Here is a 12076-nt window from a genome sequence, read left to right as displayed (position 1 = left end):
TTAGTAGAAGTGCTACCAGGTTGGACTGTGAATCATTGGGAAGACGGCAGTGGGGAGATTTTTGCTATCTATAAGGGAGCTCTATACCCTAAGCCTACTGTCAGGGCATTTATTGATTTTTTGGTGAACAAACTGACGCGCGATCACTCATCGAGCTAATGCTTGGTATGTCTTACTCGCTGACAATTTTTAACTCTATGGTTTACGCTGACTTCAATGACTAATAGATTGTTATTTACCGCCAAAGATTAGATAAAGGAGTATTAATGTCTGCCCATATGAGTCTATTTAAGTTAAACAAACAGTTTTTTTATGTTTTATTAATTTTACTGCTAATTTTAGTCATCGGCTCTATTTTTATGTATATGAAGAACAGCAAAGAATCACCTTTAGAGACAGGCTCTATCTTGGTCTTACCTGTTAAAGAGGCGGTGAAATCTACAGTGAAACAAGTGATGGAACCTCTAGGTACACAATGGAGTGCATATGGTGAAATGGACAAGTTGATCCGTCGACTGGGATCTTCTGAGCGCTATATGGTGCTACAAGTTGAAGATGTTATTGAGATAATGAAACGTGCTTCAGTGTTAAATGATGATTTAACCATTGAGGATATAGAGACAATATTTGAGGTTTCAGGCGCATCTCTTATTATAGAAACTGAGGTTCTTGTCGATTCAGAGGGGAGCCAGCTAGCCTATCGTTTACATCAACAACAGATCACCGATAGTGGTCACTTTGTCGGAACCGATATTAAGGATTCGTTTTTACAGCTGTCAAACTTGATAAATCTAAAAACAGGTACGGATCAAGTAAGTATAAATACCGTTAATGATTCAAGGTTCGTCAATCCGGATATCGTCAGGGCACTGGAGTTGCTACAGTCCGGAAAACTAGATGTCGCAAGAACCTATTTGGAACGAGTATCAATGGTTGAGCCTGACAATGTCACCGCTAAGCGACTGCTTGCAAACGTATTGATAGAAAGTCGAGAGTTTATCTTAGCGCATGAGTTATTAACTTTAGCGATTGAGCAAGCAAAGACACGGGGAAATATGCGTGACTTAGCCAGATTGAGATTATCTTTAGCTAATAACTTTGTTGGTAAAAATGAAATTGAGCGTGCGTTACCTTTACTTTCACTAGCAAGGCAGGATGCGGCCAAAGTAAAAGATTGGCTTTATTTAGCCTACATTTTTGAGCTTGCTGGCCATGTAAATCAAAGACTCAATCGATATGCCGCAGCTAGGTATCAATTTAAAAAATCTATTCATTATCACCAAAAAATCCGCTATCCATATGGTCAAGTACAAGGTCAGAATAATTTGGCTGAGCTTGAATTTTTGGACCGTAATTATGCCCAAGCCTACAGATTAACAACACTGTCACTAGCTATCATTACCCATAGAAATTTGCCGAATATACTAGCAAAGACGTTAAAATTACACTCTAAAGTTGAAAATAAGCTGCAACGGATAAGGTGACCCATTCTAGATTAGGATTTGTAAGCTGACGTCTATTTAAAGGTGATCTTGCCGCCAATCATCTTAAATGCAGGCGTGCCTCGAACTAAGGTTTCCCTGGCGAACTCTTGTCCACAATTGGGACAGGTGCAAGGTATTTGAGTGAAGTCTGCGACGATTCGCTCCTTAAAGCACTTCACTAAGGCGCCTTTGCCCCCCTTGCGATACTTAAATAACTGGGTCTTGCATTTAGCGCAGAAGATATCGACAGTGCGTGTGGGGCCTTTCTTATTGGGTTTTGCCATGTAGGTTAACTTTACATCGATAATGTCGTGGTTCGAAATAGCTATTCTAGTCGAGTAAGGAGCTAACACGAAGCCTGCCAGTTAAATTTAGTGATTTAGGGAAGAATCATGCCTAAGGCTGGATTGGTATAAGGGTAACTTAGGTTATAGTCATCATCATGTAATGGATATGATGGCGATACTCGATGACTAAAATAATAAAAATACTGTTGATTTTGACCCTCTCGTTGATTTTTATTCTGCTTTCGACAGCTTATTTTGGATTGCATCTGAGTCTGCCTAAGCTATCCGGGGAGTTTCGCAGCGGTCATCTATTTGAATCCGTTACCATAGAGCGAGACAGATTAGGTACTGCGGTCATACATGGTCAAAACCGTCGCGATGTGGCTTATGCGTTGGGTTTTGCACATGGACAAGATCGATTCTTTCAGATGGATCTGCTTAGGCGTAATTCTGCCGGTGAGCTCGCAGAGATTTTCGGTGAGAAGGCATTAAATCTAGATAAGTCTCGCCGTTTTCATCAGCTGAGGAAGCGAGCCGAGAATATTGTCGCTAAGATGGAACCCAAGCAAAAATTGCTACTACAGGCCTACGCCAATGGCGTCAACGCCGCAGTAGCAGAGCCAAGCCTGAGTGCGTTCGAATACCTGCTCACTGGGGCAAGCCCGCAAACCTGGCAACCGGCAGATAGTTTGCTGGTCATCTATAGCATGTACCTAGATTTGCAAGGAAATACCCCCAATCGAGACATGGCCTTGACTCAGATCCAGCGCCTGTATGGCGAGAAGATGTTGGCATTTGTGACACAGAATAGCCCCTATCAGGCGGCGCTGGATTTTAGCCTTCTCCCCACTGAAGAGATATTAACTCCAGAGCTTGAACCTCAGTTACTGGCGACGGCTCTGATTAGCACGATTGAGGAGCCGCTTGATATTGGCAGTAATAACTGGGCAGTAACCGGAGCCTTAACTGAGAGTGGTCGCGCCATGTTGTCCGATGATATGCATCTGTCATTGGCGGTTCCTATCATCTGGTACCGTGCTCAGCTCAACTATTTCTCTGGTTCAGGAGATAAGGTGCAAGTGACAGGCGTCTCACTGCCGGGCGCGCCAGCCATTGTTGTGGGCACAAATAATAAGCTCGCATGGGGATTCACCAATGCCTATATCGATACCGCCGACTGGATAGCTCTGGATGACAAAGAGCCGTTAACGACAGAGATAGAATTTATCAAGCTCCCCGGCTCTCAATCGAGTATCGAATATCCAATCCAATTATCCCAATTCGGTCCGGTTAAGCAGGTGAACGGACAAGACTATGCGCTGTCTTGGGTGGCACACCAAGATTATGCCGTCGATATGGAGCTGATGGGGTTAGAGACAATATCGAGCGTGCAAGAGGGATTGGCACTGGCGACGACATTTGGGATCCCGGTACAAAACTTGATGTTAGTAGACAGTGAAGGCAACGCCGCTTGGAAGCCTGCCGGAGCAGTACCATCGAGGACTAACCCTGCTAATGTGGCGCAATTACCAGAAAACTACCAAGGAGCCTTGTGGGAGATAGATGAGACTGAGTTACCCCAGGTGGTCAATCCTGAACATGGACGGCTGTGGTCGGCCAATTCCCGGGTGATATCGGCGGAGCAATTCGGCCGCTTCGGCGATGGCGGTTATGCGCTAGGCGCCAGAAGCCAGCAGATCCGTGACCGATTATTCGAGTCGGAGCAGTTTAGCGAGCAGGATTTTTATCGATTGCAGTTAGACAATGAGGCTAAGTTTTTGACGCCTTGGCATGATTATCTGATCCACTTACTGTCACATGAGCGCGTTCGGTTTGCCAAAGATATTCAATTTATCAGGGATTGGCAGGCATGTGCCTGTGCTGACTCAGTGGGATATACCCTAGTTCGCAGTTTCAGGGCTAAGTTGATCGATGCCAGCTTCGCCCCAATAGAGACTGGCTTGAAAGAGATAAACGTGTCTTTATCTCCGGTGAAGCGCTATCTGGAACCTGCCATGTGGCAGCTGTTAGAGGATGAGCCTGAGTCTTGGCTCCCCGAGCAGTATTCAAGTTGGGATAAGTTTGCCATTCAAGCTTACGTCGACTCGACTCTGGAATTATTAGATAAACACAGTGATGGCGAGTCCTTAGCCGATCTTAACTGGGGCAAGGTCAATGCCCTTAAGATACAACATCCCTTCAGTAAACAGATGCCGCTGCTAAGTTCTTGGTTGGATATGCCAACCGTGACAGGTTTTGGTGATAGCTTTATGCCCGCGGTGCAGAGAAGTTCTTTTGGTGCATCCCAACGCTTCATCGTACAACCTGGGCTAGAGTCTCAGGCGATCATGGTGATTCCAGGTGGGCAGTCAGGCCATCCCTTATCTGACTATTACCGTGCTGGCTTCGATGAATATGCAAATCATGAGTCAACCCCCCTGCTGCCTGATGAAATCTTGCATAAGATAACGATTCAAGCGATTAAATAAGTGTAAACCAAGAGCTACGTACTTCTCCCTTGGTTTTGATTGCCTCTGTTCACTCTTTTTTAGCCGATATTTCATCTTTTAGTTTAACGTCTTGGTATTGACTAAGTAGTAATTGGTTTGTTTTTATCAACTGGTTTTGGTTTATTTCACTTCAGTTTTCGCACTATTTCGAGCCATTCCTTTGCTATATTCGTATTTGCGAATATATTCACTGCTAAGCGCGCTGTATGCAGCATGTTTGCTGAGTTTTAACACTTTGTAAGCAAATGTAATATAGCAAGTTTTCAGTTGGAACTCTGATATGCTGCGATACAAATAACGACAATAGAGTCCTTTTTTCATGATATCCCTTAGTCTTGTTGCGATGATGTTGCTTGTTATGTTGTTGAGCGGGTGCCGGGAAGATGTCAGCTTTCAATTAGATAGAGTCACAGAAGTGAAAGTTGAGCGGGGAACGACTTATAAAGAGGTGGCCGGAGAGAAGTACATTGAAAATAACTTCTCTGTTTGTCATCTCAGAGTTTATGCCGTGAACTATCTGGATTATGGCATTAAGGTTGGACCTAAAATTACCGTGAATATTCATGGTGTTGAACATATCTTTAGTATCGACTCATGGGGCGATGATTGGGAGTATCTTGTGGCCGGTAAAAAAGGCGAAGAATATAAACAGAAGCTCTGTTTTAAAAATGAAGCACTTAATCCAATGAGTTGTGCTGAACTCGCCGATGCCATCAAAAATAAAGCCTATAAACTTGAGCTTAACCGATGCGAGAAAATAGACCAATCAGCGACAAGCTGTAATGTGGGGGTCAGTGTAGTGCAAGGGGGGATCAACTTTAGGGCCATTACAACCGATGAGGTAGATATTATTCTATCAGCCGATTGAATTCTCATTCTTGTCAGACCAGACCTAGGTGTCTTACCTTGACACAGGGGGGGGGCCATATATGTCTAAGTCATCCGTTGTCAGTTGCAAGATTTCTATCTTTTTTCGTTATCTTTAATTGCCGTATTGACTAACTTTCGGCATGCAGAATTTTCATCATCACTTTAAGGCCCGCTTTGAGCGTGACACAAGCCTCTAGCGACCAATTCAGTTGTCAAGTTTGAGCAAGCGGAACCAATCAACACCATGAAACCTATTGCGATAAAACCTTTAGTTTTTTGGCATTTATCATCTCTGAAATTCAATAAATTTGCCTATTCCAGCAAATGAACGTAAACATCCACTGTTACTTAATAAGTTCACAATAATAGCCGTTAACTTATAAGCTATTTTTCAGGTTACTCTCTTAAACAAGACGTGCAATGCTGTTTAGGTCGTTCTTTGAACCGGCTTCGAGCGCAATAACTGAGTCGGTAACGAACTTGAAATACACCGACCCTTGTGAAGTCAGCTTGTTTACTCGGGTAAGGTAAGCCGCTTCATCCATCAGGCGTTTGTCCACATCGACCGCATTAGCTACTGCCCTTGGCCCATTGGTTAAATTCTCCCAGTGCCGGAGCTGCCCAGATTTTATAGTCCATCTCACGGCCCACCTCGCCCGAGTTTAACCCGCGGTAGCAGGGGCCATCTTACGCTTAGACGCACCCTCGGAATAACTATGGGCGCCTTAATTATTCATCAATCACCGTTTTGAGCGTTTAGTGACCATTTGTTACTGATTTGTGCGTTTTAATGGTTAAAGATGTTGACATTGCGGGCGTCGAAAGTGCATAAATATCCAGAGGCCTGGTCGAGAGTTAGTTGCTAAAAAAAGGATGATATTCATCGATAAGTGGTCTTTTTAACTGATTGTATAAGTAGGAAAGCGTCTGATCTTTAAATATTAAATAATGGAAGTAGTATGAAAAAAAACAAATTTCAACCAGATGGTTTAGCGCTAGCAATTGCTTTAGTTTTAATGAGTCCCCAGCTTTACGCCGAAACGGCCGTAGTAGAACACTTGGATGAGAACGTAGAAACCATCTCTGTGCTTGGTAGTCGGGTATCGAGTCGTACGGCGACTGAATCAGCCGTTCCCGTCGACATCATTAGCGCCGCAAGCTTGAGCCGTGGCGGATTTACCGAGCTGGGCCAGAGCCTACAGGCGAGTGTCCCCTCATTTAACTTCAGCCGGACTCAAGTCTCCGATGGCTCAGATCTATTTCGACCGGCAACATTGCGTGGCCTTCAGCCGGATCAAACCTTAGTGCTAATCAATGGCAAGCGTCGCCATAATCAGGCTATTTTTGGTCTCAATGGAACAGTTGGAGCGGGCGCTGCGGGTACCGATATGAATGCTATCCCGCTTATCGCCCTTAAAAATGTGCAGGTACTGCGTGATGGCGCAGCGGCGCAATATGGTTCGGATGCCATAGCCGGCGTGATAAATCTATCACTCAAGGACAGCACAGGTGAGACGTCAGGTTACTTGCAAGCTGGTACGACGGGGGAGGGGGATGGTGATAACTATTCAGTAGGACTCAATACCGGCTTTGATCTGGGGGATGAAGGTGGCTTTATAAACTTGTCTCTCGAGTACCGAGACGATGATGGCACTAATCGTGCTGAACCCGATATCGGAGGTTCATCCACTATACCGCCAGGCACTCTGTCCGATGAAGTGCGTTGGGGTCAAGGTAATGCTGCCTCTGAATTTAAGTCGGTTTTTTATAATGCCATGATGCCTATGGCCGATATGGAACTCTATTCTTTTGGTGGTTATTCACATCGCACGGCCTTAGGTAATGGCTTTTGGAGAAATTTCGATGAAGCGTCGAAAAACATAGCGCAAGTGTACCCGGATGGCTTCCTGCCTCGTATCTATAATGAAGCACAGGATATCTCTATCGCCGCCGGTATCCGTGGTGATATCAATGATGATTGGCAATTCGATGTCTCAGGCGTGTATGGTCAAAACCACTATGACTTCGATTCAAAAAATAGTATTAATGCGTCATATGCTGCCGAATACCTTTATAATAACCCCGGCGCCGATGATGCAGATATCGCTGCCAACTCAGGTCCTACATCGGGTTATTCCGGTGGTTTCCGTTTCGATCAGACCACACTGAATGTCGACATCAACGGCTTGGTCGATATCGGCTGGGATGAGCCTCTCTATATCGCATTCGGCACCGAGTACCGCAGCGAAAACTATGAAATAGTGGCGGGTGAACTGGCCTCTTATTCCTGCGGTATGTCTAATGCCGATAGCGCTTTTCCATCTGTCATGGATCCAGACGTGTATGCGGGTTGTGGTTTTCAGGCATACCCAGGCTTGAGACCCGATGCCGCTGGCAAGGCCGATCGTAGTAGTTACGCCTTCTATCTAGACCTTGAGACTCAGTTAACCGATGTGTGGTCTTTGGGCACGGCGGCTCGATTCGAAGACTTCTCCGATGCGGGCAGTGATCTGGTATGGAAGGTGTCGTCTCGCTATGAAGTCACCGATGGCCTTGCGTTACGCGGCGCTGTTTCTACCGGCTTTAGAGCGCCATCTCTGCAGCAAAGTGCTTATACTGCCTATACGACTAACTTAGGTGCTGGGGGAGTGCTTTCTGATTCATTCACCGCCACATCAGGTTCTGCATTTCCGTCGGCATTAGGTGTTGAGAGCCTAGAACTTGAAACTTCAGAAAACTTAAGTCTTGGTTTTGTCTTTAATGCGACCCAAGATATCTCGGTGACCTTAGATGCCTACAAGGTTAAGATTAAAGACAGGATCACCTTGGGCAGTCTACTTACTGCCGAAGATGTGGCTTTTAGCCCTGAAGCCGTAGCGGCATTAAATGCTACCGGGGCCGATCAGGCCAACTACTTCTCTAATTCGGTAAACTCGACCACCCAAGGCTTAGATCTGATCGTAACCTATAGCACAGACATGTTTGCAGGTGACTTCAATGTCACGCTGGCGGGCAATCTCAATGAAACTGAGATAGACAGTGTCAATGCGCCAGCAGGCATTCCTGAAGATGTGGCACTCGACGATCTCCAGCGCAGTTTCTTGACCGATGGCCAGCCTAAAGAGCGTGGGACGCTGACCTTCGATTACAGTAAAAATGATTGGCGAGGGATGCTCAGAGTGAACTACTTCGGAGAAACGAACGTCACCTATTTCGGTAACGATCATATCGGCTTGCCCGATGAGCTATCGCCAACGGGGTCATTCTTGCCGACCAGCATAGTGGAAGCCGCCGTTTTGGTTGATATCAATCTTGAATACCAGTTCACCGAGTCACTGAGCTTCTCAGCCGGGATCAATAATATCTTCGATGCCACCCCAGACGAGTTAGGGGCCAATGAATCACTCGATTTTATTACTAATCAAGCATTCAAGTATCCGGTACGCGCACTGCCCTATGGTTTCGATGGGACGACCTATACGGCAAAGATTAACTTTAGCTTCTAGCGCTAATAGGTTTAATCTATCTGAAAGCCATCGGCACGCGAGACGTGATCTACAAGTGTTCGATGGCTTTTTCTATTGCTACTTTTTACAGTTTAAACTCACGGCTCTCCATTGCTTTCCTCACAAAGCACCACTGCGCATCAAGCCATGGGTTTTATGGGCGTCACATCGAAACAGCGACCGACAAGATTAATCATCACAGCCTAGCGCTGTAAGCATAAGAATAATGTTCTAACTTAGTTTGATGACGCGAACTGAGTGAAAAAACAAAGCCAAAAAACAAAGCCAGCCATTACTAATCAGCAACTTAACAATACGAATCAAGTTTTGAACTCGAGCTAGATATAAAAGCTGAATATTCCCAATAACATCTACATAAAACCTGTGTAATTCAATAAAATAGAGGGAGTTGAAATAAAATCGCGATTTGTAGGCAGGGCTTGTTACTTCAAATGATTGAGGAGGAAAAAGAAAAAGTAAGTTGATTGAGTCTAGTTATCAGCTAGTTTCTAGATACTGACAACACTTAGAAAAGTGCCGCCGTTTTTTATCTAGATGTTCACAATAAATCGTCAACTCTTGCAAGGTACCTACTGGGCCATGAAATATTTTGCCAAAATCTCTAGTTATTTTTATCCAGTTATCTGCTGAAATATTCAGTTGGGTTAATATCTTAGCTGCATTTTCAGAAATAGCTTCTCGTTTATTATCACGAATGATTCTACCGGTTTCATCGACCAGCTCTAGATAATCTTTGAGTGAGAAGTTTATACCTTTAACTTGGTTCAGTTGCTCATTTCCAATAAAAGGCAGTAGCTTTGTCGGTTGTTTGCCCTTTAGTGCAGCTTTGACTCGTAACTGAAGGCTGGTATGATCTGAATCTGCAATTGTTTTTGCCATTTTTGCGCGTATGGGATTGAGCTCTACATAGGCCATACAGGCTAGCACTGCGGCTTCATCGAGGAGGGCTTGTGACTTGAACCGACCCTCCCAGAAATGCCCTGTACAGTTATCCTCGATATTGGCTTTTCTTGCTATAGGCTCATTGAGGCAGCGCATAAACCAGGAAATATCGCTCAGTCGACTACGGTATTGGGCTATTGAATGCTTTAGCGCATTAATTTCAAAGCTTTCTACAATCTCACCTTTTGCAAATATCTGAGTGATTTCAGTTCCTTTGAACAGTTTATGCCAATGCTCTACGACCTCTCTATCTGTCCAATTATTAGCAAGCTCAATATCAATATGAAGTACAATGTGTAGATGGTTACTCATGACAGCATAAGCCACCACATCAATAGCAAAAATATCAGCTAAACTTAGGATCTGCTCTTCAATCCAGTCTCTTCTGTGCTCGAAAGACTTTCCTGAATACTTATCAAAACCAGTAAGATAAGCTCGGCGAACTGTTCTACTACAACAATGGTAGAATAGCGTATCTTCCACGCTAATTTGAGTTTTTCTTGGGCGTGGCATAGCTGACTCCTACTTTAAACCAATATCTAAAGCTTAGTGGGTGGTTGAATGTTGTGCAATGATTGTGGCTGTCTCAATTTTTGTTGGAGGTTAAATATCGTGTAATAATTATGGCTGTCTCAATTTTTTGTTGTGCAATGATTGTGGCTGTCTCAATTTTTGTTGGAGGTTAAATATCGTGTAATAATTATGGCTGTCTCAATTTTTTTGATTTTTGTTAGCCTTTAAGCTTCTAGTTGAGAGTTACCATTTTACAGAAGACATTACATCTTCATCCAAAACAAATGGTAACTCTCATTTCAGCTACCCATCCTATTATCAAGATTAAAGACTGGATGTGACGTTAGCTGATAACTCAGCGATATCTACACCCTAATCTCATCATTTCGGATGAGCCAATCACTAGATTTTGCGATTATCTCTCATGTGTGAGGTCAAACAAGCGAGTAATAACGCCTCCTCTAGGCTCCAGAGGGACCATCAGCTGGTCATTATTAGTCAGGTTATTAGATGTTTTACCATTCTTATATCCTTCAGGGTTCACAGTGCCTGAAAGCGGCGCAGAGTTCCCTCTTGAGGTCAAAATATGACCATCTATCTCTAAACCGTAATCATTGTATTCGGTGATATAAAGCGTCTGTTTCGCGTTAGCAGCTTTAACATCTGTGGTATGAAAGAAAGGTATCTGTAATCCATCCGTATTGATGGCGGTTTGCTCGAAACTAGCAACATCCCACGACATGGCTAGCCCGATCTCACCATAAGCGGTGTCGTTAGTTACCACGTTAATCACTGATTTCTCTGTTTCCCTGGCCATCAAGTTGCCAGCATTATCCCATAAGGCCGCAGTCTTAACGCTATCACTATTAAAGCCGAAAAGACTCCCTCCTACTGTGCCGTTATTCGAAATATCATTGGTGAACACCAGGTTATTGTCGGACATGATCAGGTGGGCACTGCCATCGGCCTTACCGACCCAACCGACTTGCATCTCAACCGAACTTGCTACGCCCAAATGAAACAGTCTGGTATGGCCTAACACCTCACCGCTCTCATTTATTCCGGTAATATGAATGGAGGTATCTCGAAAATGATCGTACACAAGACCCATGTCGAGATAATGTTGTTCAAAAACAGAATTATAAAGCTGACTGATATGGTCTAGCGGAATAATATCACCGGCATTCGTCCAGATAGCCGGGACCATTTGATCGCCTTCCTCGCTTGGTACCACGATAGCGGTGGCAATATCACCTTTATTATTAATTTTGACATTGCCAAACGCTTCGAATTCACTACCAAAAACTTCGGCTTCTTGTGCACCTTTGGTTTTTAATCTCGTGAGGCGACGAACTTCAGGGCCAAAATTTCCCTGTGTATATGAGATCCCCACCATATACTGACCATTCTTAGATATATCTTGCCCTAAAAAATTATCGTAGGTCTGAATCAATACGGGCACGACTGTTGGCGCGGTATTATTAACGTCTGTACTGGGTGTTGCAAAAACCGAAGTTGCAAGAAATATAGAAGCGAAAGCGATAGCACCGCTGGTATTTTTTATTATACTTTTCATTTATTTTTACCCTATAAAAGGTTCTAGTAACTTATGTCAAAAATTAAACATATCAGCATCTTGTACTGGTGGAGGTGTTGTTCACCTACGTCCAGATCCCAACAGGCCGAATGTACTGAAGTAACAATTAATTGATAATGACGTCATCGATTACATTAATGACGTTAATGACATCTATGTCAATAAAGTCAAAAGTTTCAACTATTAACCAATTGTTAAGCCTGGGATCGACTCGCTCCTCGTGAGTTGACGAAAAGTGAGTTTTAGTTAATCAAATGCTTACTTTTCAGTTTATCGAACTAAATTATCGGCACTTTTAAGGGTTTTATTTTTAATTAGTACAGGGAATACTAATATAGATATGTGT

The 12076-nt window shown here is 43.9% G+C and carries 7 protein-coding genes and 1 pseudogene; 4 read left to right on the top strand and 4 right to left on the bottom strand.

What is annotated here, in order from left to right; translation table 11 throughout:
* Window positions 1-266 precede the first annotated feature (266 nt).
* The gene (locus tag HRU42_RS13105) at window positions 267-1484 is read left to right on the top strand and encodes a lipopolysaccharide assembly protein LapB (RefSeq protein WP_295031772.1); all 1218 of its coding nucleotides are present in this window, start codon (window positions 267-269) and stop codon (window positions 1482-1484) included.
* Window positions 1485-1516: 32 nt separating this feature from the next.
* Here the strand turns inward: HRU42_RS13105 and HRU42_RS13100 are convergent, their stop codons facing one another.
* Window positions 1517-1768, bottom strand: a complete 252-nt coding sequence (locus HRU42_RS13100; protein ID WP_295031771.1) for a hypothetical protein — start codon at window positions 1766-1768, stop codon at window positions 1517-1519.
* Between the two features lie 185 nt (window positions 1769-1953).
* Between HRU42_RS13100 and HRU42_RS13095 the strand changes: the two genes are divergently transcribed.
* Entirely contained in the window at window positions 1954-4260 is a 2307-nt protein-coding gene (locus tag HRU42_RS13095) for a penicillin acylase family protein (RefSeq protein WP_295031770.1), read from the top strand.
* 340 nt (window positions 4261-4600) lie between these two features.
* Window positions 4601-5149: a hypothetical protein gene (locus tag HRU42_RS13090; protein WP_295031769.1), complete on the top strand. Its 549-nt coding sequence runs from the start codon at window positions 4601-4603 to the stop codon at window positions 5147-5149.
* 429 nt (window positions 5150-5578) lie between these two features.
* Here the strand turns inward: HRU42_RS13090 and HRU42_RS13085 are convergent.
* Window positions 5579-5814: pseudogene (locus HRU42_RS13085) on the bottom strand (2-nitropropane dioxygenase); the annotation flags it as partial.
* Window positions 5815-6167: 353 nt separating this feature from the next.
* Between HRU42_RS13085 and HRU42_RS13080 the strand changes: the two are divergent.
* Complete coding sequence (locus HRU42_RS13080) at window positions 6168-8657, top strand: TonB-dependent receptor (RefSeq protein ID WP_295031774.1); 2490 nt, start codon at window positions 6168-6170, stop codon at window positions 8655-8657.
* A gap of 498 nt (window positions 8658-9155) precedes the next feature.
* Here the strand turns inward: HRU42_RS13080 and HRU42_RS13075 are convergent, their stop codons facing one another.
* Together HRU42_RS13075 and HRU42_RS13070 are read right to left on the bottom strand one after the other, a co-directional pair.
* Entirely contained in the window at window positions 9156-10133 is a 978-nt protein-coding gene (locus HRU42_RS13075) for a transposase (protein ID WP_295031768.1), read from the bottom strand.
* A gap of 415 nt (window positions 10134-10548) precedes the next feature.
* Window positions 10549-11709: a hypothetical protein gene (locus HRU42_RS13070; RefSeq protein ID WP_295031767.1), complete on the bottom strand. Its 1161-nt coding sequence runs from the start codon at window positions 11707-11709 to the stop codon at window positions 10549-10551.
* Between the last annotated feature and the right edge of the window lie 367 nt (window positions 11710-12076).

The organism is Shewanella sp. (assembly GCF_013214165.1).
Taxonomy (GTDB): Bacteria; Pseudomonadota; Gammaproteobacteria; order Enterobacterales; family Shewanellaceae; genus Shewanella.
The sequence above is the reverse complement of the archived record's forward strand: the minus strand, read 5'-3'. Positions and strand labels throughout refer to the sequence as shown.